This is a genomic window from Streptococcus sp. AM28-20 (assembly GCF_003603595.1).
Taxonomy (GTDB): domain Bacteria; phylum Bacillota; class Bacilli; order Lactobacillales; family Streptococcaceae; genus Streptococcus; species Streptococcus ilei.
This window is the reverse complement of record NZ_QTNK01000003.1, coordinates 118,555-143,107: the sequence shown is the minus strand read 5'-3', so window position 1 is coordinate 143,107 and position 24,553 is coordinate 118,555. Positions and strand designations below refer to the sequence as shown.

The following is a 24,553-nucleotide window of genomic DNA, read 5'->3' as shown; positions in this document are numbered from 1 at the left end:
TCATTCCTTTTCTATTTCAAAAATAATTTCATGATATCATTCCAAGTCACAGCAATCATCAAGATAACCATGACCGCTACTCCAGCAAGGGTCAAGTAGGTTTCTACCTCCTGTTTAAGAGGTTTTCTACGAACAAGCTCGATCAGATTGATCAAGATTTTCCCACCATCCAAAGCCGGAATAGGAATCAAGTTAAAGATTCCGATATTAATAGACAGCACGGCCATCAAAGATAAGATCGCTGGAAGTCCTAGCTCCGCAGCTTGCGAACTAGCTTTGTAGATTGCTACCGGACCACCCAACTTGTTCAAACTAAAGTGGAAGATGATATCCTTCAAGGCCGTCAAAATACGAGTTGCTGTGTACCAGGTATCTGTCACACCTGAGAGAAGCTTATCTAGGAAGCCTGTCTTGACAGCATTGGTCACACCGATATAATACCGTCCCCCATCTTCTTCTGGTTGAACCGTCACTTTTTGAGTCTTCCCGTCTCGTTCATAGGTGATCGTTACTTCTGGATTTTTCCCTTGGTTACGGGTCGCCTTCTGGACAGAATCTGTCAACTCATCCCAGTTGGAGACCTTGTATTCATTGATTTGAACAATCTGGTCATTGTCTTTCAAACCAGCCTTAGCCACCACTCCTTGAGGAACGACCTGAACATGGTTGCTATAGTAGTCCACTGCACCTCCCTGCATAAAGGCAAGGAGAGAGTACACGACAATACTTAAGATAAAGTTGTTCATTGGACCAGCAAAGTTGGTCATCAGGCGTCCCCAGATACTAGCGTTTTGATACTGCACATCCAGAGGAGCAATCCGTACTTCTGTCCCATCTTCCTCAACGATGGTTGCATCATGGTGGACAGGATAAGTTTTGGTCTCTTCGATAACGATTCCTGTAATTTGAAGTTTATCCTCAAAATCAAAATCTGTGACATTCATGGGAAGAGCTGTCTGGTCGATATTTTTTCCAGAAAGGTTAATCCGAACAACTGTTCCCTCAGGGTTCAACGTCAGACTGACAGGAGTTCCTGTCTTAATCTCCGTCGTGTCTTCGCCCCAACCTGCCATTCGGACATAGCCCCCCAATGGAAGGATTCGAATAGTATAGGCTGTTCCGTCCTTGCCTACATGGGCAAAAATCTTCGGCCCCATCCCAATCGCAAACTCGCGGACTAGGATGCCTGATTTTTTTGCAAAATAGAAATGACCGAACTCATGCACTAGGACAATGACGCCAAAAATGATAATAAAGGCAATAAATTGCATACACGCTCCTTCGTTTTATCTGATGATTGTATGATTTCTGTTTAAAACAGACCGAAGAATAGCATCAGTGGGAAGACAAAAATCAAGCTATCAAATCGATCTAAGACACCACCGTGGCCAGGAATAAAACGGCCAGAGTCTTTCACTCCAAAATGGCGCTTGATGGCACTTTCAACTAAGTCACCAAACTGAGCTGCTATACTGAAAAGAATAGTAAAGAGAATCATGGTCACCCAACCGTAAGATCCTGCAACAGTACGATCTAGTATCATAAAGATTAGTGTCACGACGACAGCACAAGCGATCCCACCTAGACTTCCTTCAACAGTCTTATTGGGCGATACTCTTGGCAAGAGTTTTTTCTTACCGAACTGGCTCCCAATGAAATAGGCCCCTGAATCCGTTGCCCAAACAATAAAGAGAGCCAAAAGAATTTTATCCACACCTGCTAAGCGAGCTTGAATCAAGGCATGGAAGCCAAAACCAACATAAAAGCTGGAAGCAATCGGATAGACAACCTCGTCATAGGTATAGCCTTGCGCCAAGACAGTTGTCCCCATCAATAATAAGACCAAAAGGCCGTAGGCGATGAAATTGCCACCTGCTGGCAAGAAAGGGAGGTAACTCTCTAACGGCAGAGCCAACACAAGAGCTGCTAGCATAGCCAAGGCTCCTTCGATGGTTTCGGTCTGCAAGCCTTTCATCTTCAGCAATTCATGAACACCCAACATAGCGATGAGTCCCACTACAATCTGAAAAACAACTCCTCCAATAAGGACGACTGGAATAAAGAAAGCTAAGGCGATTCCTCCAAAAATCACTCGCTTCTGTAAATCTTTTCTCATATATTTCTCTCCTATACACCACCAAAGCGTCGATGACGATGGCTGTATTCTTCTATTGCATCATGCAAGGCCTTTTCTCCAAAATCCGGCCACATCACATCGGTAAAGTAAAGCTCACTATAGGCCGCTTGCCAAGGCAAAAAGTTACTCAAGCGAAGCTCCCCACTTGTCCGAATAATCAGGTCAGGATCTCGTAAGTCCTTGGGTAGACTACTGGTATACAAATAATTGGCAATCATCTCTTCTGAAATATCGCCTGGATTCAAGCGCGCATCTAGGACTTCCTGGGCAATTTGTTTGACTGCTTGGGTCAGTTCTGCCCGTCCTCCATAGTTCAAGGCGAAATTCAATATCAAGCCTGTATTGGAGCGTGTTAAGGCCTCTGCCTTTTCCAGAGCCTCCAAGGTTTCCTTCGGAAGACGGGAAACCTCGCCAATCATCTGGATCTTCACATTATTTTTGTGAAGCTCTGGAACAAAGCGGTCATAGAATTCAACTGGAAGATTCATGATAAAGCTCACTTCCTGTTGAGGACGTGTCCAGTTTTCAGTTGAGAAAGCATAGACCGTTAGGGCCTGCACACCCATCTCCTTGGCTGCAATGGTTACTTCTTGCAAAGCCTCCATACCAGCTTTATGCCCAAAGACACGAGGTTGCATCCGTTTTTTGGCCCAACGACCATTCCCATCCATGATAATTCCAATATGCTTGGGCACTTCTAGGGGAACACTTAATTTTTCTTTCTTTTTAAAACGAAACATGTTTTTCTACCTATTTCACTGTTTTTATCGCTTCATTATATCATAAATCCGCTTAAAATGGCAGTCTTGTCCCTTTTCTAGGGGGATCTAGCTAAAAATGAAAAAAGCGACCTTTTGATCGCTCCTTCTTATTATTCACCGTCGATGATAGAATCTGATTCGCCAGCGCCTTCAACTGCACTAGCTGTCACTCCTTCTGAAACTGGCAAAACTGTTTTAATAGCTGTCAATTCAAATGTGAGATATACGCCATCCACATCCAAGACAACGGTTTTCCGTTCAGTATCTACTTCATCAACTGTTCCATACAAACCACCGATGGTAATCACTTCATACCCTTTTTGAAGCTTGTTCAAGCTTTCCATCCGTTTTTGGTATTGTTTCTTTTGGCTACGGCTCATGAAGAACATCATTCCGACCATTAGCGCAAGCATAAATAGCAAGGTTGTACCACTTTGCATCCCATTTCTCCTTTTTAAATCATATATGCTCTACTATAGCAAATTTTATAGGTATTTTCAATACGAACCCTTGATTTTCAAAAAAATAAGTCCTTAGATGGAGGTGTCCAACCACTATTTGATTCGGACAGCTTTTCTAGTGCTTTCTTTTTTAGAAAAAGAAAAAACCATAAAAAATAGGTTTTTGCTAATCGATTGTGATTCCATATTTTTCATGATTTTTATCATACCATTCAATCAACAACATGGCTGTTTGATAGGTAATATTTTTAATTTTACTGGTTCCTTTTGTCAAGGTAGCTAGACTCATCTTGCTAATATCTGTCTCAGTCGCTACTCTATAACTTGTCACCTTTCCATCCACCATCAATTGAACGACAGCTTCAACTTTCTTATAATCTTTTGTCGAATAAATATCAATTGGATTTTTCATAAAATCATCCTATCCCCTTAAATTTAGTCTTTTATATATTATATAATTTATTTGTTCATTTATAAGAAAATCTTGCTTACAGACGCTTTCTAAGGCATTTTCATGCTGTATTTTGCACTAATTTATGAAAAAACATACCTATTTTTTATCATTTTTCACTTTCTGGGAAAAAAAACGATAAAACTATACCTCATATATTTTCTTTTGTTGACATTAAAAAGGCTAAGAATTTCTTCCTAGCCTTCTTTTTCAAACTGATTTTCTCTTGTTTATGGAGCTAGATGTTTCGGTTATTCTTCTGAGGTTCCATTCTCTTTAATAACCAATTCTCCATCTTCCATATCAGCCAACAAGTGTTTTGCGTCAAGGTTATCCAAGTGGAAGTCAGTCACCTTATCACGGATTTGTTGTTCAACCACACGACGGAGTGGACGAACACCCATGACTTCATCGTATCCTTCTTCAGTCATATATTCTTTAGCTGCATCGGTAACTGTCAAATCAATGTCTTTCTTAGCAAGCGTTTTATTCACTTCTGCTAACATCAAGTCAACAATCTTAGAAAGGTCTTCCTTGCTCAAGTGTGAGAATTCGATGACAGCATTGAAGCGGTTTAGGAATTCTGGACGGAAGAATGGTTTCAAACGATCCATGAGTTCTGGTTTGTCAGCATCTTCTGTCAAGTTAGCCTCATAACCAAAGCCAGCGTTTGAAGTAGCGATAATGACCGTATTCTTGAAGTTAACGGTGTTTCCTTGACCATCTGTCAAACGACCATCATCCAAGACTTGAAGGAGCAGGGTGATCACTTGAGGATCCGCCTTTTCAATCTCATCAAGAAGGACGATAGAGTAAGGATTGCGACGTACACGTTCTGTCAAGGTATTGTTGTTATCATCGTAACCAACATAACCGGCAGTGGTACCAATCAACTTAGAGACGGCTGTACGATCGCTGTATTCTGACATGTCCAAACGGATGATGGCATCTTTGGTACCAAACATATCAAGGGCCAATTGTTTAGCCAACTCAGTCTTACCGACACCAGTAGGTCCGACGAAGAGGAAGCTACCGATTGGACGGTTGCCTTCATCAAATCCTGCACGGTTCCGACGAATCGCTTTGGCAACGGCTTCAACGGCCTTGTCTTGACCGATAACTTTCGTTTGCAAACGGTGTCCCATATCTTTCAAGCGTTCGATATCGGTTGCTCCCATTTGAGAAACTGGAATACCCGTCATCCGTTCTACTGATTCAGCCACATCGTTGATTGTTGCTGTTACTTTATGGTCTTCCGTATGGTTAGCAATTTTCTTTTCCAGTTCTTCGATGCGAACTTTTGCTTTCAAAGCTGCTTCGTAATCTTCTTTAGCTGCAGCTTCTTCTTGTTTTGCTTTTTCTTCATCAATTTCATGTTCCACTGCGTGCACATCTGTTACTGGATGTTGAGCTGCCAAGTGAGCAGCTGTCACATCAACCAAGTCGATGGCCTTATCAGGCAAGCTCCGTTGTGGAATGTATTGAACAGAATAATCAACTGCTGCTTTCAAGACTTCATCTGGCAAGACAACATTGTGGTGTTTTTCATAAAGATCACGGATTCCTTGGAGAATCTTGAAGGTATCTTCAGCAGAAGGAGCATTGACCTTGACTTCGTTGAAACGACGAGCAAGGGCAGCATTTTTCAAGATGGTGTTACGGTATTCATCTTGAGTAGTTGCCCCAATCACGGTTAATTCACCACGAGAAAGAGCTGGTTTCAAGATATCCGCAAGACCTTTAGATCCTTGTCCATCTCCTGTGCTACCTGCACCAAGAATTTGGTGAATTTCATCGAAGAAGAGGATGACATTGCCCATTGCTTTGACTTCTTGGATCATATTTTGGATATTTTCTTCGAAGCTACCACGGTATTGCGTACCAGCTTCTAGACCAGAAATATCAATCGAGATGATTTCTTTGTTCTTGATAGCTGCTGGAACATCACCGTTCACGATAGCTTGAGCCAATCCTTCTACAACAGCCGTCTTACCAACACCTGCATCCCCGACAAGGACAGGATTGTTCTTGGTACGGCGAGAAAGAATTTCAGAAGTTTCTTGAATTTCTTTATTACGTCCAATAACTGGATCCAATTTTCCTTCACGAGCTTCTTCAGTCAAGTTACGACCAAGTTTTGCAAGGATCCCATCTTGTTTCATGCCTTTACCTTGATGGTGTTGCACTTGCTCGCTTCCTTCAGTTGGAAGTTGTCCAGTTTGACGGTAAATAGCGAATTCTTCCGGTGTCACTTCACGACCGTTGATCATATAGCGACGGCTTTCAGAACGAAAACCTCCCATGTTTCCCATTAGTTGATTGAAAAGATCATCCATATTGTTAAAGTTGTTATTCATAGTTGTTACCTCTAGTTTACATAATTTTAATTTATTCTTGAAAATGAGTAGCCAATTTGGCTACTTTACGTTTTTTACATAATTTTATTTTACTTTTAAATGAATAGCCTCGAGGGCTAGGATCTTGTATTTCTTCTTTTATCAATTAGTTTTCTATATTTTGGAAATAGCATTTCACCATCTCCTTTCCACTATTGATCCTGTAAACTTTTGAGATTTTCTCAACCTCTTTTTGTTTACATAAATTATTATAAAGCAGACTGGGTTTTTTGTCAACACTTTTTTACATAATTTTTTACATTTTTTAAAAAAATTTTTCCGAAGCAAAAAAACACACCCTTACCAGGGTGTGCCTCTTATCAAATCATGTATTCGACGCTGTAGGTGGCGTCGGATAGAATCCGTGAAAGGAATTGTTTGGTTCGTTCTTCTTTTGGACTGTTGAAGAATTCATGCGGTTCATTTTCTTCGATGATGTGCCCGCCATCCATAAAGATGACGTGGTTGGCCACATCACGCGCGAAGCCCATCTCATGGGTTACGACAACCATGGTTACGCCTTCTTGAGCCAATTGCTTCATGACATCTAAGACGTCCCCGACCAATTCTGGGTCTAGCGCTGAAGTTGGCTCATCCAGCAAGATCACGTCGGGTTTCACTGCGATGGCACGCGCAATCCCGATCCGTTGCTGCTGACCACCTGACAATTGAGAAGGATAGTAATCCTTATAAGCGAGGAGGCCGACTTTTTCAAGGGCGGATTCTGCCCGTTGGATGGCTTCTTCTTTTGGAATCTTCCGAGCCACAATCAGGCCCTCTAAGATATTTTCAATCGCTGTTTTATTAGCAAAGAGATTGTAATGCTGGAAGACAAAGGCTGTCTTTTGGCGGATTTCTAGAATTTCTTTTTTGCTGAGCTTTGAGAGATCATACTCTTTTCCACCCAAAGTCAAACGGCCTGTGTCTGCCTTTTCCAAGTGATTGAGGCAGCGAAGGAAGGTTGTTTTTCCTGATCCAGATGGACCCAAAATAACGACGACATCCCCTTGGTTGACCTTGAGATTAACATCTACCAAGACTTGGTGGTCCTTAAATTTTTTCGATACGTGTTCTACTTCTAACATCTTCTCATTTCTCCTTCTTCTATGCGAGTGTCAGGCGTTTTTCTAAGAGGTTGAATCCCCACTGAATCACCCCACAAATGACAATATAAAGAATAAAAATCACTAAATAGGATTCAAAATATTGATAGCCATAAGAGGCTTCGACCTTGGCAATGGCGGTGATATCCTTGATGGTCATGACAAAGACAAGGGAGGTTCCTTTGACCAAGTTGATGACCAGGTTACACAGATTAGGCAGGGCCGCACGCAAGGCTTGTGGAAAAACAATGCGGATATAGGCTTGGCGGTTGGTCAAGCCAATGGCTTGCGCTGCTTCTAGCTGGCCCTTATCCACCGTCAGAATGGCTGACCGTAAAATTTCAGCCAGACTTCCTGTCGTCATCAAGCTAAAGATGATAAAGGCATAGTAAATGGGATTGATCTCAAAGACATTAAAGTGACTGCCTATGCTCTTAAAAAAGCTATTTAAGAGACTGGGAAAGAGACTATAAAAGAAGAGAATCAAGAGAATTGGAGGTGTCGCGCGGATAAAGGCTAAGTAAACCACTGAGAAACTGCGAACCCCTTTGACCTTATAGATCTGGCCGAGTGCCAAAAAGAGGGCTGGAAAAAAACTCAAGAGAATCGATACGACCATGATCAGAAGGGTCACTGGAACACCACCCAAGGTGGCTAGAAACGTTTTACTAATAAAATTGAAATCCATAAGCTACCTTTCTGTTACACTGAGTCGTTTTTCAAGCAATTGAGCGGAGAAGGAAATCACAAGGGCAATAGCCCAGTAGATCACTGCTACGGCTGTATAGGTCTCGAGGGAATAATTTCCAAGATTGCGACTGATCAAGTTGTTTCCTGCTCCCATGATATCGATAAAGCCAATGGTATAAGCCAATGCCGCATCGCGCATGAGGTTCAAGATGGCAGTCGTCATATTTGGAAGAGCCACGCGAAAGGCTTGTGGAAGGACAATCCGCCAAATAGTCTGAGCTGGTGTCAAACCAATACTCAAGCCCGCTTCCATCTGACCTTTTGGAATGGCCAAATAGGCTGCCTTAAAGACCTCGGAGATCATTGCCGCAAAGAGAAGAAACATGGCAATCAGGACAAAGACAAACTTGGACCAGTGGTCAATGTCAATGCCCAACCACCAGTTCAAAAATTGGGGCAGTCCATAAAAGACCAAAAAGAGCAAGACAATCGGAGGGGTACAACGCAAGGTAAAGACATAGCCTTTGGCCAGACCTGCTCCTACCTTATCTTCTGATACTTGTGCCCAGGTCAAAACCAAGCCAAATGCCGAACCTAGAAGCGTCGTTAACACCATCAAAGCTAGGGTCGCTGGTAGGGCTTGGACCAAGGTTGGGAGAAAAGTCCAGACCTTGGAAATGTCGTATGAGACCATGTTTCTTTTCCTTTCTCTATCCGGATAGAAATAAGGAATCTGGGGCTAAACGCACCCAGTTTCATCTTATTTTTCTTTATCTACATAACTGAAGACATCTTCACCGAAATATTTTTCTGATAGTTTAGCAAGTGTGCCATCTTTTTCCAATTCTTTGATGGCCTTGCTGTAGGCTTCCGCAAATTTTTCGTTTTTCTTATCCTTGTGGATCAATGGGTAAGTTGGAATTCCTTTGTAGGCAAACCAGCTGAGTTTATCTGCATATTGGTGGTAAGAACCATCTTTATCTGTGACCGCTTTTTCAAAGGACAGTTTGATGTCAAAGAAGGCATCGTAACGACCTTCCAGAACCCATGCATAGGCATCTGCCACTTTGAAAGATTCCGCAGCTGTTAACTCAATTTGTTGGTCCTTATGCTTGTCATTGTATTCTTTGATAACATTCCATTGGGCATTTTGTGGGGAGATTGGAACCAATTTTCCTTTTTCTTTGGCGAAGTCATCGATGTTCTTGTATTTATCCGCATCTTCTTTACGTACGGTAAATCCGATGATACTGGCTCCGATTGGTTCTTCTGGAATGATGAATTTCTTAGCGCGCTCTTCTGTATACCAAGCTCCTTTGGTACCGATATCGTACTTGCCAGATTCTAGACCAATCAAGAGATCATCGTCACTGGTTCCAGTATACTCAAACTTGTAGTCTGGTAGTTTTTCGTCAATGGCTTTAAGAACGGCCACTTCATAGCCATCTGATTCTCCTTTTTCATCAACGAAATCATACGGTACGTAGTTTTGCGTGTGGGCTACTTTCAAGGTTGTTACTTTATTAGATCCTGTTGATCCTTTGCTGTCGTTTGCGTGGTTCAAGCTCCGACCAATAATCGTTGCACCTGCAAGGGCAAGGACGGCCACCCCACCGATAATCCATGTTTTTTTACTCATACTCTCTTTTCTCTCTTTCTCTTTTCCTTATTCTGCTGCAGCTTCACGAACCCATTCGATTCGTTCTTCATCAATGTCACTTGGGATGGTACAATCGGCACCGATGACCAAACCTGTGGTTCCTGTGTCTGCGATGATGCGTTTGGTTTCTGCTTGGATGGCAGCCTTGTCTCCTGTGTAGAGAAGACCAGTTTTACCATTTTCAAAGCCACCTAGAACCGTGCGTCCACCGAAGATTTCGCGTCCTTCTGCTAGGCTGATACCTTCTGGTCCGACTGCCCAGTTGATGACTGGAGCTGGGTAGTCTGTAAAGAGGTGGATATCATTGCGCGCTCCTTCGTAGCCACAGATATGAAGAATATTTACGCCACCGGCTTCCTTAGCTGTCTCTAAGACATGGAGTTCACTCGGCGCGATGATATTCTTATATACTTCTTGGCTCACGCGCGCATCTTGGATGCTTTGAACACTGAGGTAGATCCCGTCTGCCCCTGCTTCTTTGATGATTCGTTGGCTCAAACTGGCAATATCTTGGCCAATGGTATCCAATACTTTTTTAAGAGGTGCTGCATCTTGATCGATGAAGTTTGCGATCAAGTCATCTCCTCCTGAAACTTCTCCGACCAACCATTTGAAGTAGGTCACCGGAGCAAAGATATTGTAGATAGCCACAATGTCTTCTTCGAAACCGGCACGGATTTTTTTAACGAGCTCTACCTGCTCTGTGATCCATGGATGATCTGCTCCGAGTGGTTCAATCCCTGCTAAGTCAGAGATATTTTCAAGGCCTTTGTGAATGGCTGGATTTGGATAAGCAAAGTAACCATCACTCATGAGTTTGACAAAGTCTGGTTTGACCTTGTGAAGGAAGTTTTTATGGCCATTGAGGTTTTTTTCAATAATTTCAGGATTAGAAAATCCTTTCAACCATTCTTCTTCTGTTGTAAAATGATGCCAAAATCCAACTGGCACACGATCAACCGCTTCCCCTTTAAAAGCTTTTAAGACTAGTTCTCTTTTTGTAGACATGTTCTGACCTCGTTCTATCTTTTTCTTGTTTGTTATCTTATCACTTCAAAAATTATTTGACTAATATATATTTTTTATCAAGCTCTTCATCTTTTTTTATCACTGTCCGTCTAGAAGTAGAAGTCCAGCTAGATCAGACGGGCGCATAAGGGAGAGGCTATGAGCTGGAATTTTCTCCAATTTTTCGATGTCTGGATCTTTCCGTGTAATCCCATGACTGCTTGCTAGAGCGATTTTACTTAGCCCGAGAAGCAAAAACAAAACGGTTACCACGATACACCATACATTGATCTTTTTCATCTCCCTCTCCTTTCTTCTTACAAGACGGCTGCCTGACGCACCCAGTCTAAGCGTTCCAATTGGAAATCGTCTGGTACGGTACAGTCCGCCCCAAGGATCAAACCGCGACTACCTGCTTCTGCAACCAAGCGACGCGTTTCTCGCTCGATCACTTCTTTTTCGCCTCTGTAGAGCAAGCCTTTCTTGCCATTGACAAAACCACCCAAGACGGCACGATTGCCGAAGAGTTTTCTTCCCTCTGCTAGACTCACCCCTTCATGATGGGTCGCCCAGTTAATGACTTGAGCTGGATAATCCTTAAAGAGTTCCACTTCATTGCTGGCGCCTTCAAAGCCACAAATATGAAGGATATTGATCCCACCTGCTTCATTGGCCGCCTCTAAGACAGCAATGTTGCTCGGTTCGATGATCTTACGGTATTCTTCTTGGGTTACGCGCTCATCTTGGACTTGCTGGGTGGAGAAGTAAATCCCTTCAACACCTGCTTCTTGGATCAAGCGACGACTAAGAATGGCGATGTCTCCTGCAATCACGTCAAGGACATGAGCCAAGCTTTCTGGGTCTTCCTTGATAAAATCTGCAATCACTTGATCCCCGCGGGATTGATCCGTCCGGAACCAGCGTTTCAAATAAGAAATGGGCGAGAAGATATTGTAGAAAGAAGCAATTTCCTCATGGAAATGGGAACGAATTTCCTTGACCACTTCAATTTGTTTTTCAATCCATGGATGATGCTCTCCAATCGGTTGAATGTCCTTCAATTCTTGGATCGATGTGATCTCTCTAGAATAAAGAGCACTGGGATAGCGGAAAAAGCCATCGCTCATAATCTTGACAAAATCAGGAGATATTTCTTCGACATACTGTTGGTGTCCTTTGATACTTTTTTCAAGTACGGCTGGATTGTCTAGCCCCAACTCTTTTTCTTCTTGAGTCACATAATGGAGCCAGAATCCTACAGGGATTCGCTCAACCGCTTCGCCCCGAATGGCACGAAGAACCAACTCTTTTTTACTCATGCTGTTTCAACCTCCTCAATATCTTCTCCACAAGGAAGACGACTGCTTCCCTGCCGGAAATTAGTAACCATGATATCACCTGGAAAAGGAGCTGACTAATATATTTTCCCTATCAAGGCCTTAAAATTTCTTTATTGAGTCGAGTAGCAAAAACGCGCAAGTCCCTTGAAAATAAAGCCTTGCGCGCGTTCTTAACTATTTTTTTATTTTTGAAAAAGGGTCTGCTTTGAAAATTACTTGACCCAGTTATAAGAATCAACTATACCCCTTCTTTTAATTCTCCTAAAATGTGGTATACTTAAGAAAAAGGAGGAGCCTATGTCTTCCATTCGTTTAATTGTTAGTGATATTGACGGAACCATTCTGGACCAGCAGCATCAGGTTGATCCCAACCTTATCAAACTCATTCCCCAGCTCCAAGAAAAAAAGATTCCTTTTATCTTGGCATCGGCTCGCTCTCCTATCGGGATTGCCCCTATCGCAAGAAGTTTGGGCGTCCATCAGGAACCTATCGCTTGCTACAATGGGGCTCTCATCGTCAAGGAAGAAGAGATTCTATTTGAACACAGCCTGGACAAAGATGAGATCCGCACCTTCCTCCATCGTGTGGACGAACTAGATCCCAGCATTTCAATTAATTGTTATAGCGGGGCAGTCTGGTTCAACTCCAGAGAGGACCAGTGGACCCAAGTTGAGGCTGCTATTACGGGTGAAACTCCCCAGATACAATCACTTTCTCAGACCCTCTCTGATGATACTCTCCATCTACATAAATTGCTCTTGATTGGAGAGACTCAGAATATTCAAGAACTCTATCAGAAGCTGGATCCGCAAGAATTTCCGCAGACTGCTTTTTACCTTTCAAAGGAAAACTACCTAGAAGTCACTGCCAAATCCGTCTCAAAAAAGGATGCTGTCCTTGAACTCGCGGCTTACTATCAAATTCCCTTAGAACAGGTCATGACCATCGGAGATCACTTCAATGACCTCCCCATGATTCGTCTGGCTGGACTTGGAGTTGCCATGGGAAATGCTCCTGAAGCCGTCCAGAAGGAAGCTCAAGTTGTCACCACCAGCAACCAAGAACACGGCGTAGCACAAGCTATCCAAGAGTATGTCTTACCGCCATCAAACAAATGAGAGTGGGACAGAAATCGGTCATTCGTTAGAATTCGATTTCATCGTCCCACCTCCGCACAGTTGAGTAAGGCTGTAAAAGCTGATGAAATCAGCGTAGTAGAGCCCACTCAACCACTGCGTCTTGCTCGACAATCCAAAGACAATTGAGAGGCTAGGACTTTTATCCCAGCCTCTTTATAACTCTTCCTTCTCTTTTCTAACTCACTGTTTGTAACCCAGCCTCTAATAAAAAAAGAAGCTAGGACTGGATCCTAGCTTCTTTTTTTATTCTACTGTTACGGATTTAGCAAGGTTCCGTGGTTTGTCTACATCAAGTCCACGGTGGAGGGTTGCAAAGTAAGCGACTAATTGTGTTGGTACGACCATTGAGATTGGTGAGAGGTAAGGGTGTACGGTCGTAAGAACGATATCGTCTGTATCTTTGGCAACATTTTCTTCTGCGATGGTGAGGACCTTAGCACCACGAGCTGCCACTTCTTGGATATTTCCACGAGTGTGGTTAGCAAGAACTGGGTCTGACAAGAGGGCCAAAACAGGTGTTCCATCCTCAATCAAGGCAATGGTTCCGTGCTTGAGCTCTCCTGCCGCAAAGCCTTCACATTGGATGTAAGAAATCTCTTTGAGTTTGAGACTAGCTTCCATGGCTACATAGTAATCTTGACCACGTCCGATGTAAAAGGCGTTGCGTGTTGTTTCAAGAAGCTCACGAACCTTACTCTCAATCAATTCTTTTTCTGAAAGAGTTGACTCGATAGACTGAGCGACGATAGACAACTCATGAACCAGATCAAAGGCTTGCGCTTTTTCGTTGCCATTTGCTTCACCAACTGCTTTTGCAAGGAAGGCAAGGGCTGCGATTTGTGCTGTATAGGCCTTGGTTGATGCTACGGCAATTTCAGGACCTGCATGAAGAAGCATAGTATAGTTAGCTTCACGAGAAAGAGTGGATCCCGGAACATTTGTAACAGTCAAGCTTGGGATCCCCATTTCATTGGCCTTGACTAAAACCTGACGGCTATCAGCTGTTTCACCAGACTGACTGATGAAGATGAAAAGTGGTTTCTTGCTAAGAAGTGGCATACCGTAGCCCCACTCAGATGAAATTCCCAATTCAACTGGCGTATCTGTCAATTCTTCCAACATCTTCTTAGAAGCAAATCCTGCGTGATAAGATGTCCCAGCTGCAAGGATGTAGATACGGTCTGCCTCTTGAACAGCCTTGATGATAGCTGGATCTACGACTACTTGACCAGCCTCATCAGTATAAGCTTGGATCAACTTACGCATCACCGTTGGTTGCTCATCGATTTCCTTGAGCATGTAGTAAGGGTAGGTACCCTTACCGATATCTGACAAGTCAAGTTCAGCAGTATAGCTAGCACGCTCACGGCTGTTGCCATCATAGTCTTGCACTTCAACACTATCAGCCTTAACGATAACCAACTCTTGGTCATGGATTTCCATGTATTGGTTGGTTTCACGAATCATAGCCATGGCATCAGAGCAGACCATATTGTAACCATCTCCAAGACCAATCAAGAGTGGTGATTTGTTTTTTGCCACATAGATGACATCTGGATTTTCAGAGTCAATCAAGGCAAAGGCATAAGAACCGCGGATGATATGAAGAGCTTTTTTGAAGGCTTCAAGTACTGACAAGCCGTCTTCTTCGGCAAATTTCCCAATCAAGTGAACAGCAATTTCTGTATCTGTTTGTCCCTTGAAGTGGTGACCTGCAAGGTATTCTTCTTTGATTTCAAGATAGTTTTCTATCACCCCATTGTGGACCAAGACAAAACGTCCTGTCTCAGAGCGATGTGGGTGAGCATTGTCTTCTGTCGGTTTTCCGTGAGTGGCCCAACGAGTATGTCCGATACCAGTTGTCCCCTCAACACCGGCAGTTTTAGCAGACAATTCTGCAATACGACCAACTGCTTTCACCAAATGGCTTTCAGCACCACCTAGGACATAAATCCCCGCCGAATCATAACCACGGTATTCGAGCTTTTCAAGCCCTTGAATCAAAATATCCGTTGCATTTGTATTTCCAACAACACCAACAATTCCACACATAGTTTTTACGACACAGACAAGCTGTGCTTTCTCCTTCTATAAAAATGAAAGAAAATAGGTATCCATACTTGAGTTCCCTTATTTTCTTAGCCAATTTATAAAATTGGTCTAGTCTGATTTGATAGAAAAATCATCAGCGGAGTCATTATACAATGCTTTTTCCTGTTTGTCAACCTAAAAAATACTAGAAATTGGTCTAGTTAAGAAAGGGTTAAGAAAAACCTACCAACATGTTGGTTGATAGGGTAGGATGATTGGCTTCATTTAAGATAGTAATTGATTTCAACTAATCTAGATGCCTATCCAATAATTTCATGAGCTTCACTTCATTTTTTTACCTTTTTAATTATAAAATGAACTCCCAGCAAAACAACTATAATAGTAGAAATATAGGCAAACATGAACTGATTCGATAGATGTTCACCACTCGCATTCTGCAAGATAATCCCATAAGATTCTTTGTAGTTCGTAATGACCGAAGATGGGGCGTCATTAAATACTTGAGCAATTGAATCTTTCATCAAAACTTGTTTTAAGAGTGCATTCACCTGTGTTAGAGGGAACCAGGTCATGACCTGTTGCAAGGTTTCTCCTACGGATCCAATTGAAAGATAAACACCTGAAATGAATCCGATAAAAGTTCCAACTATTGTACTCAAAGTTGTAAATGCTGAACTGGTTCGAATAAAAGCTAGGATTGGCAGAATAATAGTTGCAGACAACATCGTTCCCATTGTGACAACTCCTAAAATAGATAAGTAGTCCATCATAGAATAGTCAAGAAGAGCACTAAAACCATTAAACATACCAATTGCAAAGATACAAGAGAACATGGTCATAATAATCCCAAATAAAATCGCAAAGATCGCATACGATAGTTCAATTTTAAAGTTAGAAACTGGACTGACTTTAAAGTCCTCACTCAATTTCTTTTCTCTATCCGAAACCATCACTCCAAATGCACCAAGAGTACTGGTCATTGAAATAATGGTCGTTAAACCTGAGATTAACCAATAATTGACCATCTGGACGGTGTCCGTAGAGGCGGTATCACTATTCAAAGCCTCCTTGATGGCATCAATCTGAATTTGTCCTAAAAAGACTTGATAAACCAAGATCAAGATGATGACCGATAAGAAGGACATAAAGAAAGCTAAGCGATCTCTTGTATAGACTTTCCGATTTCTAGAGATTAATTCAAGCATTCCCTTCTCCTCCTTTAGATCTTAGTAAGTTCAAATAAGCTGCTTCTAAATTTGAATATTCTACATTAAACGTTTCAATAATTGATTTTCCTTGATTTTCTGCAATAATTTCCATCATCTCTTCAACGGAAACATCCTTACATACGACTTCTGCCTCCGAAAGGATCTGACACTTATTAGCAAACGTAGAAACTGATAATGATTTCAGTGATCTTCCTGGTTTTAACGTAAGATTCAGGTTAGTGGTTGAATGCTGTTTAATAAAATTGGCAATATCTCCTGAATAGTACAAGTTCCCTTCAATTAAGACATTTAAGACATCACAAGCAGCCATCTCTTCTAAATAGTGTGTAATTAGAACGACTGTCATATTATCTTTCTTATTCAACTGATGAATCGCTTCCCATAAATCATGACGAGATTGTGGATCTAAACCAGTTGTTGGCTCATCTAACAAGAGCAAAGACGGTTGTGGCAATAAAGCTCGGGCAATATCTACTTTTCGTTTTTGTCCTCCTGATAAACTGCCATAGCTTTTCTTTTTAAGAGTAGCTACATCCAAATAGGATTGCAGATCTTTAATACGCTTTTGTACTTGTGATTTTGATAATCCATACAAGGCTCCTCGAGAAATCAGGTTTTCCTCTACCGTTAAATGATCATCTAGACGATTGCTTTGAAATACAATACCGATATGTCGATAAAAATCTTTCGTTGACAAGGATTTTCCATCTACCTCCCAAAAAATCTCTCCTGAACTTGGCTTGAAATTTTTAATCAACAAATTAAAGAGTGTTGTTTTCCCTGCACCATTCGGTCCAAGAAGTCCATAAAATTTTCCTTCCTCAAGAACTAAATCAATTCCTTTCAAAGCCTCAAAGGAACCATAGCTTTTCTTTACATTGTGTAATCTAATTTCCATTTTCTGACACCAACATCCTTCCTGAAGCAACTTCTTCCTTCCTTTCTTCTACTCTCAGTATATCCAATTTCTATCATTTAACGTGAGGACATTCATGTCCAAGTCTACCCATCATTTTCACCAACAAAAGAGGCTGGGACAAAAGTCCCAGCCTCTCAACTGTCTTTGGATTGTCGAGCAAGACGCAGTGGTTGAGTGAGCTCTACTACGCTGATTTCATCAGCTTTTACAGCCCTACTCAACTGTGCGGAGGTGGGACAACGAAATCGAATTCTCACCAATTACCGATTTCTGTCCCACTCTCTCAATGTTCAGTTTATATTTTTTGAGAGCAACAGACTAAAAGATGAACAATTCTCTATTCCTCAGTGTATGTTAGACCTTTTTTTGCAAGGTCCTCTTTCCATTCTTCTTGCATGTTTTTCTTCACTAAATTCTCAGATAATAAGTCTGCCATCAAGCATACTTTTTGATAATCATTTTTTGCTTTTTCTAGATCATCTTCTATAAATAAAGCAACTTTCCAATTTAAAGCATAAACAAAAATATTATCCTGAAAATCATGTCTCTTTGTCATAATATCATTTAAGGCTTTAACAATGTCTGGCAACCTGTCGTATATCCCATAATGGGCTAACACGCCTGCGGCTGAGATTAGAGTGTTTTGTAGCATTTCCAACTCTGATAAGGGGAAATAATCTATCGCAAGTATAATCTTCTCCACTAAGTGTATAAATTCTTCTTGATCAAAGACCCCCAAAGCCAAAGAAAGCAAGCGCAATTTAATTATTTCCACATCGTTGGGACTTAACTCTTTTTTCTTCATGGCTTGCCCCAGATACTCATCTAATAAACCTTGATCAAAAGAAGGATTTTTGGATCCAATCATATCAACCGTAGCTTGGGCGACCTGGACAGACAGTTTTTCTTCCTCTGGCAAGTTATCAAAATAGTTTTCATAAATGTCCTCAATAATTTCTTCATGCCGATGAAGACGATCTTGATCTCCATAATGGTATAAAGTCCGTAATTGATACTTAAGGTTCAGATATTCTGCTGGCAATTCTAAACTCGTTTGATTCGTTAGTTTGTCTAGGGAAACACCTAGTTGCTCAGCAATATACTTTGCTGTTGCAATCGTTGGTAAAGACTGACCCTTTTCAATTCGCTGGAGTTGGCGTGTCGTTAATACATCCTCAATGCCACAGAGTGCTTGTCTACTTAATCCCTTACTTTCACGTAGAGTTTGTACTTTTTTTCCTAATTCTATTTTAAAATCCATCATACAAGCTCCTTTTCTTCTGGTTTTATTATAACACATATTAAAGTTGAACGTTTTTTAACATTTTCCAGCACTAAATGAAAAATCGGAAATGAAGAATGCCATCAGAAACAGCTGCATCTGATGAAGTTCCACACTTCCGAAAATAAAACTGCCAACTACTGAAACGAACGAGTCCTATCATACTTGGACAATAGAATCCTCAACCATCCTCAAAAACTTACTCTTCAAATCCATTCTGCTGGCTCAACTCACGGAACCAATGGCCTGATTTCTTCAGGCGTCTTTCTTGAGTGGCTAGGTCTAATTCGACAAGGCCGTAGCGATTTTTATAGCCGTTGAGCCAAGACCAGCAGTCGATAAAGGTCCACATGAGGTAGCCCTTACAGTTGGCTCCTTCTTGAATAGCCCCGTGCAACTCACGCAGGTGATCTTTGACGAAGTCAATCCGGTAGTCATCTTGGATTTCCCCATTTTGACGAAATTTTTCTTCCCCTTCAACTCCCATTCCATTCTCTGTTAGGAGCCACTCGATGTTACCATAATTTTCTTTGATGTTTTGTGCAATGTCATATAAGCCCTGCTCATAGATTTCCCAGCCTCTGTGTGGGTTGATCTTTCTTCCTGGCATAACATAGGGTTCGTAGAACTGCTCGACCAGCATCGGAGAGTCTGGGTTTGGCGCATAACGAGGCGCAGAGACCCGCATTGGCTGGTAATAGTTGACCCCTAAGAAGTCAACTGTATGTTCTTTTATCAGCTCTAAGTCACTTGGATCCACCTCTGGCAAGAGATCGCGCTCTCGCAGAATCTCTACCAACTCTGGTGGGTAAGTCCCAAGCACAGACGGATCGAGAAAAGACTTGGCTTGGAAGAGTTCAGCGATTCGTGCCGCCTTGAGATCTGCTGGATGTTGGCTCCGAGGGTAGGCTGGTGTCAAGTTCAACACTACTCCGATTCGATAGCTTGGATCCACCTCATGGCAGGCCTTGACAGCAAGGCTACTTGCCAACTGGGTATGGTAGGCGACTTTGACTGCTGCAGTGGCATCCACCTTATGTGGGTAATGGGCATCATAAAAATAGCCAAACTCTACAGGAACAATAGGCTCATTAAAGGTAATCCACTGATCGACCAAGTCCCCATAGGTTTCAAAGCAGAAGCGAGCGTAGTCGCGATAGGCGTAGACCGTTTCCTTGTTCTCCCAACCATCTCCTTGTTCTTGCAAGGCAAAAGGAAGATCAAAGTGATAAAGATTGACCATCAAATGAATGCCTTTGGACTTGATGCGTTCAAATACTTGGCGGTAAAAAGCCACTCCTACTGGATTGACTTCTCCACGACCCTCGGGGAAAATCCGAGACCATTGGATAGAAGTCCGAAAGGCGGTATGTCCAGTCTCGACTAGAAGCTCAATGTCTTCTTCCCAATTTTCATAAAAGGTCGAAGTTAAACCGGGCCCTTCTTGGAAACGAAAGCGATGAGGCTCTACTTGATACCAGTAGTCCCAGAGGTTGTCCCCCTTGCCATCTCCGGCAAAACGCCCTTCTGTCTGTGGACCAGATGTCGATGTCCCCCATAAAAAATTTTTTGGAAACTTAATCATGTGTTTATCCTCTCTCATTGTCTTCCTCTCTATTATACTCCCTTTCAGCGCGGTTCCTAGAGACTATTTTCAGTCATTTTTACGCAGATTATAGAAAAAACACGCTAGCTATCAGAAGACCCGATTTCTAGCGTGTTTTGTTTCCATTATAATTGATTGACGACATAATCAAAGAGAGCCTTGTCTCCCTCGCTTATCTGATAGCGCAGTTCTGGATGCCACTGAACCCCTAGAAAGGCTGTCCCGTAGGATGATTGAACCGCTTCGATAATCTGGTCATCCGGACTAACAGCAATCACTTCTAGATGAGGGGCTAAATCCTTGATCCCTTGATGGTGGTAGGAATTGATCTGACCAACTTCTCCGAACAAGTCTCGCAAAACGGTCCCCTCGACGGTTTCGATTGAATGACTGGCTTCGCTAGCAGGATTTTCCTGCCAGTGGTGGTCGATATCTTGGTAAAGCGTCCCGCCCATGGCGACATTGTAAAGCTGCATGCCTCGACAAACTGTAAAGATGGGCTTCTTAGCAGCTACCGCTTCCTTGATCAAAGCCAACTCGAAAAGGTCGCGCTCGATCAAGTAATCATCGCTGACAATCTCCTTCTCTGCTCCATAAAACTGAGGAGAGACATGCTGACCACCTGTGATAATCAACTTGTCAATCAAGGAAATATAGTGGCCAGCCGTTGTAGGATCTCCAATTGGAAGGATCAGAGGGATGCCCCCTGCTTCTTGAACTCCCTGGACAAAGCCTGTCGGTGTATAGCTGAGGTACATTCCTTCTTCTTCACGAAAAGGACGTTGATTACCCGTTATCCCAATCACTGGTTTCTTCATCGCTCATTCTCCAATCTCTTCGTAGCTAATATAGTTCCTTATTTTACCACACTCTGAAGGTGACTTTCAACTTTTTTCATGTATTTTCAAATAATGAGAGTTTTTCCAGAATTTTTACGAATAATATATGTGAAGAATCAATTTTCTTCAAAGAAAGGAGAAGATATATGAACACAATTTCTATTCATTCTGATGACATACTATCAGATCATGAACTAGCCACTATTCAAGGGGGATTTATCCCAGCTGTAGTTGCAGGGGTAGCTACATGGAAAATTGCCACAGCTGCTGTCGGTAGTATCGGACTAGTTTTTGCTGCTGGAGCAGGTCTAGGATATCTAGCCAACCGTCCATAGGTATGAATGATGAAAAAAAGACACCTATTCCACATCATCACGATATCTACTTTACTTTTGTCTAGGATCTTTTTAGCAGTTCTACAAATCCTACACGACCTTCATTATCTCACACTCCCTTTTGAAACTTACGGAGTAAGTGACTTACTTTCTTGGATTCTTGTTATTTGGATCCTAAGCATGGCATATAGAGAAATTAGAAAGGAGAAAAACAATGAATAACTTACAACTTTTAACAACTGAAGAATTGGAAAACACCCGGGGCGGTATTGGCCTAGCTGAAATCGTAGCTATTTCAGGAGTTGCAAACTTTTTCGTTTCCGTCTTTAATGCAGGTTATAAATTTGGGGCTGACTTGGCCCGACGTCATTAATATAGAAAAGAGAGTGGGACAGAAATCGGTCATTCGTTAGAATTCGATTTCGTCGTCCCACCTCCGCACAGTTGAGTAGGGCTGTAAAAGATGATGAAATCAGCGTAGTAGAGCCCACTCAACCACTGCGTCTTGCTCTACAATCCAAAGACAATTGAGAGGCTAGGACTTTTGTCCCAGCCTCTTTTTAACCTTATTTCACAACAATATTCACAAGCTTATTCGGTACCGCAATCACTTTCACGACTTCCTTGCCATCAATCTCTGCTTTGACTTTTTCGTCAGCGAGAGCCACTTCTTGCAATTCTTCGCGAGAAAGGTCTTTAGCGACCATGAGTTTAGCACGGACTTTACCTTTGATTTGGACGACGATTTCAATTTCGTCTTCAACCAATTTGCTTTCGTCCCATGTTGGCCAAGCTACATAAGAGATAGACTCACCTGTTGCTGCCACTATTTGCCAGAGTTCTTCTGCCAAGTGAGGCGCAACTGGGGCAAGCAATTGGATAAATCCTTTGGCATAATCCACATAGAGTTTGTCTTCCTTATTAGCAGCATTGACAAAGACCATGAGTTGGGCAATGTCTGTATTAAACTTCATCGACTCGATTTGCTCTGTGACAGATTTAACAGTTTCGTTATAAACCTTGTCAAGAGCACCATTGTTTTCCGCAACGATTTCTTTGCTTGTAATCAAACGGTAAACACGGTCGAGGAATTTACGGCTTCCTTCCAAGCCTTCTTCTGACCAAGCGATCGAAGCGTCAAGTGGTCCCATGAACATTTCATAGACACGAAGGGTATCGGCACCGTATTGTTCCACCACATCGTCTGGGTTAACCACGTTCTTGAGGGATTTCGACATCTTGGCTGGTGCTTGCTCCAACTCTTCTCCTGTTTCCACATGGAAGAAGGAACCGTCGCGTTTTTCAACCTTGTCAGTCGCTACAAGAGCCCCACGGTGGTCACGGTAGCTAGTCCCCAAGATCATACCTTGGTTAAAGAGTTTTTGGAATGGCTCTTTCGTTGGAACGACACCGATATCATAGAGGAATTTATGCCAGAAACGAGCGTAAAGCAAGTGAAGAACGGCGTGTTCTGCACCACCCACGTAGATATCTACTGGCAACCATTGTTTAAGGAGATCTTCGTCAGCCAATTTTTCTGTGTTATGTGGGTCGATATAGCGGAGGTAGTACCAGCTTGAACCTGCCCATTGTGGCATGGTGTTGGTCTCACGACGACCTTTGACGCCATCTTCACGAGTCACTTCCAGCCAGTCTGTCAAGTTAGCCAATGGGCTTTCACCAGTACCTGAAGGGCGGATGTCCTTGGTGACTGGCAAGACAAGTGGCAATTCATTTTCAGGAACAGCCGTTGAAGTCCCATCTTCCCAATGAATGATTGGGATTGGTTCACCCCAGTAACGTTGACGGCTAAAGAGCCAGTCACGAAGACGGTAAGTGATTTTTTCTTGACCACAGCCTTTTTCTTCCAACCAAGCCACAATCTTAGCAATCGCTTCTTCTTTGTTAAGCCCGTTCAAGAAGTCTGAGTTGACGTGAAGACCATCTTCTGTGTAAGCTGCTTCTTCAACGTTTCCACCTTCCAACACTTCTACGATTGGAAGACCAAACTGTTTAGCAAATTCCCAGTCACGCTCATCGTGGGCAGGTACGGCCATAACAGCACCTGTTCCGTAGCTAGCAAGAACATAGTCGGCAATCCAGATTGGGATTTCTTTGCCATTGACAGGGTTGATGGCATAAGCACCAGTCCAAACCCCTGTTTTTTCCTTGGCAAGGTCTGTACGAGCCAAGTCTGACTTGAGGCTTGCTTGGTGTTTGTAGTCAGCTACAGCCTCTGCTTGTTCCGGAATTGTGATGGCATCTACCAAGTCATGCTCAGGAGCCAAAACAGTGAAGGTCGCACCAAAAAGGGTATCTGGACGTGTTGTAAAGACGGTGAATTCCTTGTCTGTTCCTTTCACCTTGAAAGTGACATTGGCACCAGTTGATTTCCCAATCCAGTTGCGTTGCATGTCCTTGATAGATTCTGGCCAATCCAGGTCATCCAAGTCATTGAGCAAGCGCTCCGCATAGGCAGTGATCTTGAGCATCCATTGGCGCATTGGTTTGCGGACAACTGGATAGCCACCACGCTCAGATGTTCCATCTGGAAGGACTTCTTCGTTAGCGATGGCTGTTCCTAGTTCCTCAACCCAGTTTACTGGCACTTCAGCTTCATAAGCCAAACCTTTTTCGTAAAGTTTAGTGAAGATCCATTGCGTCCACTTGTAGTAGTTCGGATCTGTCGTATTGACTTCACGGTCCCAGTCGTAAGAGAAGCCAAGCGCATTGATTTGGCGTTTGAAGTTGGCAATATTTTCTGCTGTGAATTCTGCTGGGTCATTCCCTGTATCCATGGCATATTGCTCAGCAGGCAAACCAAAAGCATCCCATCCCATTGGGTGAAGGACATTGTAGCCTTGGGCACGTTTGAAACGGCTAAGGATATCTGTTGCCGTATAACCTTCTGGGTGTCCTACGTGAAGACCCGCTCCAGATGGGTAAGGGAACATGTCAAGCGCATAAAACTTAGGTTTTGAAGCGTCTGTTCCTGTCTTAAAGGTGTGATGGTCAGCCCAGTGTTTCTGCCACTTAGGCTCGATTTCTTTATGATTGTAAAAACTCATGCTGTCTCTCCAATTTTCGTGATGCTCCTATTATACCATTTTTAGGGGATTTTTAAAGGTTCTATCCACCAAAAAG

23 protein-coding genes are annotated in these 24,553 nt (G+C 42.6%); 3 read left to right on the top strand and 20 right to left on the bottom strand.

All coding sequences use genetic code 11. The features are described 5' to 3' along the window. Window positions 1-11 precede the first annotated feature (11 nt). The 13 genes from rseP to DW738_RS08645 all read right to left on the bottom strand — a co-directional run bounded on the left by rseP (window position 12) and on the right by DW738_RS08645 (window position 11,986). Window positions 12-1,271 (bottom strand): RIP metalloprotease RseP, encoded by a 1,260-nt coding sequence (gene rseP / locus DW738_RS08705; protein WP_123160830.1) that lies wholly within the window; start codon window positions 1,269-1,271, stop codon window positions 12-14. A gap of 41 nt (window positions 1,272-1,312) precedes the next feature. Next, window positions 1,313-2,116, bottom strand: coding sequence for a phosphatidate cytidylyltransferase (locus DW738_RS08700; RefSeq protein WP_023022154.1), 804 nt, complete (start codon window positions 2,114-2,116; stop codon window positions 1,313-1,315). A gap of 11 nt (window positions 2,117-2,127) precedes the next feature. Continuing rightward, window positions 2,128-2,877: an isoprenyl transferase gene (locus DW738_RS08695; protein ID WP_023022153.1), complete on the bottom strand. Its 750-nt coding sequence runs from the start codon at window positions 2,875-2,877 to the stop codon at window positions 2,128-2,130. A gap of 131 nt (window positions 2,878-3,008) precedes the next feature. Next, complete coding sequence (gene yajC, locus DW738_RS08690; RefSeq protein ID WP_023027643.1) at window positions 3,009-3,338, bottom strand: preprotein translocase subunit YajC; 330 nt, start codon at window positions 3,336-3,338, stop codon at window positions 3,009-3,011. Window positions 3,339-3,525: 187 nt separating this feature from the next. Then, window positions 3,526-3,771, bottom strand: coding sequence for a hypothetical protein (locus DW738_RS08685; protein ID WP_023022151.1), 246 nt, complete (start codon window positions 3,769-3,771; stop codon window positions 3,526-3,528). 290 nt (window positions 3,772-4,061) lie between these two features. Then, window positions 4,062-6,167 (bottom strand): ATP-dependent Clp protease ATP-binding subunit, encoded by a 2,106-nt coding sequence (locus tag DW738_RS08680; RefSeq protein ID WP_123160829.1) that lies wholly within the window; start codon window positions 6,165-6,167, stop codon window positions 4,062-4,064. Window positions 6,168-6,526: 359 nt separating this feature from the next. Then, window positions 6,527-7,291 carry an amino acid ABC transporter ATP-binding protein gene (locus DW738_RS08675; protein ID WP_006595036.1) on the bottom strand — a complete coding sequence of 255 codons (765 nt, stop codon included), beginning with the start codon at window positions 7,289-7,291 and terminating at the stop codon, window positions 6,527-6,529. Between the two features lie 19 nt (window positions 7,292-7,310). Continuing rightward, entirely contained in the window at window positions 7,311-7,997 is a 687-nt protein-coding gene (locus DW738_RS08670; protein ID WP_006595037.1) for an amino acid ABC transporter permease, read from the bottom strand. A 3-nt stretch (window positions 7,998-8,000) separates the two neighbouring features. Next, a complete protein-coding gene (locus DW738_RS08665; RefSeq protein WP_006595038.1) occupies window positions 8,001-8,693 on the bottom strand; it encodes an amino acid ABC transporter permease in 693 nt (230 codons plus the stop codon). Window positions 8,694-8,759: 66 nt separating this feature from the next. Then, on the bottom strand, window positions 8,760-9,638 hold the full coding sequence (locus DW738_RS08660; protein WP_123159783.1) for a transporter substrate-binding domain-containing protein: 879 nt from the start codon (window positions 9,636-9,638) through the stop codon (window positions 8,760-8,762). Window positions 9,639-9,665: 27 nt separating this feature from the next. Continuing rightward, on the bottom strand, window positions 9,666-10,667 hold the full coding sequence (locus DW738_RS08655; RefSeq protein WP_123160828.1) for a uroporphyrinogen decarboxylase family protein: 1,002 nt from the start codon (window positions 10,665-10,667) through the stop codon (window positions 9,666-9,668). A gap of 99 nt (window positions 10,668-10,766) precedes the next feature. Continuing rightward, the gene (locus DW738_RS08650) at window positions 10,767-10,967 is read right to left on the bottom strand and encodes a hypothetical protein (protein ID WP_117744923.1); all 201 of its coding nucleotides are present in this window, start codon (window positions 10,965-10,967) and stop codon (window positions 10,767-10,769) included. A gap of 17 nt (window positions 10,968-10,984) precedes the next feature. Next, entirely contained in the window at window positions 10,985-11,986 is a 1,002-nt protein-coding gene (locus DW738_RS08645) for a uroporphyrinogen decarboxylase family protein (protein WP_123160827.1), read from the bottom strand. Window positions 11,987-12,304: 318 nt separating this feature from the next. Here DW738_RS08645 and DW738_RS08640 point away from each other — a divergent pair, with 318 nt between their 5' ends. After that, the gene (locus DW738_RS08640; RefSeq protein ID WP_123160826.1) at window positions 12,305-13,126 is read left to right on the top strand and encodes a Cof-type HAD-IIB family hydrolase; all 822 of its coding nucleotides are present in this window, start codon (window positions 12,305-12,307) and stop codon (window positions 13,124-13,126) included. 264 nt (window positions 13,127-13,390) lie between these two features. Here the strand turns inward: DW738_RS08640 and glmS are convergent, their stop codons facing one another. The 6 genes from glmS to DW738_RS08610 form a co-directional block, all read right to left on the bottom strand. Beyond that, complete coding sequence (gene glmS, locus DW738_RS08635; RefSeq protein ID WP_123160825.1) at window positions 13,391-15,199, bottom strand: glutamine--fructose-6-phosphate transaminase (isomerizing); 1,809 nt, start codon at window positions 15,197-15,199, stop codon at window positions 13,391-13,393. A 326-nt stretch (window positions 15,200-15,525) separates the two neighbouring features. Further along, window positions 15,526-16,404 carry an ABC transporter permease gene (locus tag DW738_RS08630; RefSeq protein ID WP_123160824.1) on the bottom strand — a complete coding sequence of 293 codons (879 nt, stop codon included), beginning with the start codon at window positions 16,402-16,404 and terminating at the stop codon, window positions 15,526-15,528. After that, on the bottom strand, window positions 16,397-17,326 hold the full coding sequence (locus tag DW738_RS08625) for an ABC transporter ATP-binding protein (RefSeq protein WP_123160823.1): 930 nt from the start codon (window positions 17,324-17,326) through the stop codon (window positions 16,397-16,399). The genes DW738_RS08630 and DW738_RS08625 overlap by 8 nt, the downstream gene beginning before the upstream one ends. Before the next feature lie 358 nt (window positions 17,327-17,684). Next, window positions 17,685-18,611 carry an XRE family transcriptional regulator gene (locus tag DW738_RS08620; protein WP_123160822.1) on the bottom strand — a complete coding sequence of 309 codons (927 nt, stop codon included), beginning with the start codon at window positions 18,609-18,611 and terminating at the stop codon, window positions 17,685-17,687. Between the two features lie 217 nt (window positions 18,612-18,828). Continuing rightward, window positions 18,829-20,214, bottom strand: a complete 1,386-nt coding sequence (locus DW738_RS08615; RefSeq protein ID WP_165852136.1) for a glycoside hydrolase family 1 protein — start codon at window positions 20,212-20,214, stop codon at window positions 18,829-18,831. A gap of 146 nt (window positions 20,215-20,360) precedes the next feature. Beyond that, window positions 20,361-21,053, bottom strand: coding sequence for a gamma-glutamyl-gamma-aminobutyrate hydrolase family protein (locus DW738_RS08610; protein ID WP_123160820.1), 693 nt, complete (start codon window positions 21,051-21,053; stop codon window positions 20,361-20,363). A 167-nt stretch (window positions 21,054-21,220) separates the two neighbouring features. Here DW738_RS08610 and DW738_RS08605 point away from each other — a divergent pair, with 167 nt between their 5' ends. Together DW738_RS08605 and DW738_RS08595 are read left to right on the top strand one after the other, a co-directional pair. Further along, window positions 21,221-21,409 carry a Blp family class II bacteriocin gene (locus DW738_RS08605; RefSeq protein WP_117744932.1) on the top strand — a complete coding sequence of 63 codons (189 nt, stop codon included), beginning with the start codon at window positions 21,221-21,223 and terminating at the stop codon, window positions 21,407-21,409. A 214-nt stretch (window positions 21,410-21,623) separates the two neighbouring features. Then, window positions 21,624-21,782 carry a class IIb bacteriocin, lactobin A/cerein 7B family gene (locus DW738_RS08595; protein ID WP_023027625.1) on the top strand — a complete coding sequence of 53 codons (159 nt, stop codon included), beginning with the start codon at window positions 21,624-21,626 and terminating at the stop codon, window positions 21,780-21,782. 193 nt (window positions 21,783-21,975) lie between these two features. Here DW738_RS08595 and leuS read toward each other — a convergent pair whose 3' ends face one another. Next, on the bottom strand, window positions 21,976-24,477 hold the full coding sequence (gene leuS, locus DW738_RS08585) for a leucine--tRNA ligase (RefSeq protein ID WP_123160818.1): 2,502 nt from the start codon (window positions 24,475-24,477) through the stop codon (window positions 21,976-21,978). Window positions 24,478-24,553: the final 76 nt, after the last annotated feature.

Coding starts and splice junctions, on each gene's coding strand:
- rseP (WP_123160830.1), bottom strand. CDS start 1,271: ATGCAATTTATTGCCTTTATTATCATTTTTGGCGTCATTGTCCTAGTG.
- DW738_RS08700 (WP_023022154.1), bottom strand. CDS start 2,116: ATGAGAAAAGATTTACAGAAGCGAGTGATTTTTGGAGGAATCGCCTTA.
- DW738_RS08695 (WP_023022153.1), bottom strand. CDS start 2,877: ATGTTTCGTTTTAAAAAGAAAGAAAAATTAAGTGTTCCCCTAGAAGTG.
- yajC (WP_023027643.1), bottom strand. CDS start 3,338: ATGCAAAGTGGTACAACCTTGCTATTTATGCTTGCGCTAATGGTCGGA.
- DW738_RS08685 (WP_023022151.1), bottom strand. CDS start 3,771: ATGAAAAATCCAATTGATATTTATTCGACAAAAGATTATAAGAAAGTT.
- DW738_RS08680 (WP_123160829.1), bottom strand. CDS start 6,167: ATGAATAACAACTTTAACAATATGGATGATCTTTTCAATCAACTAATG.
- DW738_RS08675 (WP_006595036.1), bottom strand. CDS start 7,291: ATGTTAGAAGTAGAACACGTATCGAAAAAATTTAAGGACCACCAAGTC.
- DW738_RS08670 (WP_006595037.1), bottom strand. CDS start 7,997: ATGGATTTCAATTTTATTAGTAAAACGTTTCTAGCCACCTTGGGTGGT.
- DW738_RS08665 (WP_006595038.1), bottom strand. CDS start 8,693: ATGGTCTCATACGACATTTCCAAGGTCTGGACTTTTCTCCCAACCTTG.
- DW738_RS08660 (WP_123159783.1), bottom strand. CDS start 9,638: ATGAGTAAAAAAACATGGATTATCGGTGGGGTGGCCGTCCTTGCCCTT.
- DW738_RS08655 (WP_123160828.1), bottom strand. CDS start 10,667: ATGTCTACAAAAAGAGAACTAGTCTTAAAAGCTTTTAAAGGGGAAGCG.
- DW738_RS08650 (WP_117744923.1), bottom strand. CDS start 10,967: ATGAAAAAGATCAATGTATGGTGTATCGTGGTAACCGTTTTGTTTTTG.
- DW738_RS08645 (WP_123160827.1), bottom strand. CDS start 11,986: ATGAGTAAAAAAGAGTTGGTTCTTCGTGCCATTCGGGGCGAAGCGGTT.
- DW738_RS08640 (WP_123160826.1), top strand. CDS start 12,305: ATGTCTTCCATTCGTTTAATTGTTAGTGATATTGACGGAACCATTCTG.
- glmS (WP_123160825.1), bottom strand. CDS start 15,199: ATGTGTGGAATTGTTGGTGTTGTTGGAAATACAAATGCAACGGATATT.
- DW738_RS08630 (WP_123160824.1), bottom strand. CDS start 16,404: ATGCTTGAATTAATCTCTAGAAATCGGAAAGTCTATACAAGAGATCGC.
- DW738_RS08625 (WP_123160823.1), bottom strand. CDS start 17,326: ATGGAAATTAGATTACACAATGTAAAGAAAAGCTATGGTTCCTTTGAG.
- DW738_RS08620 (WP_123160822.1), bottom strand. CDS start 18,611: ATGATGGATTTTAAAATAGAATTAGGAAAAAAAGTACAAACTCTACGT.
- DW738_RS08615 (WP_165852136.1), bottom strand. CDS start 20,214: ATGATTAAGTTTCCAAAAAATTTTTTATGGGGGACATCGACATCTGGT.
- DW738_RS08610 (WP_123160820.1), bottom strand. CDS start 21,053: ATGAAGAAACCAGTGATTGGGATAACGGGTAATCAACGTCCTTTTCGT.
- DW738_RS08605 (WP_117744932.1), top strand. CDS start 21,221: ATGAACACAATTTCTATTCATTCTGATGACATACTATCAGATCATGAA.
- DW738_RS08595 (WP_023027625.1), top strand. CDS start 21,624: ATGAATAACTTACAACTTTTAACAACTGAAGAATTGGAAAACACCCGG.
- leuS (WP_123160818.1), bottom strand. CDS start 24,477: ATGAGTTTTTACAATCATAAAGAAATCGAGCCTAAGTGGCAGAAACAC.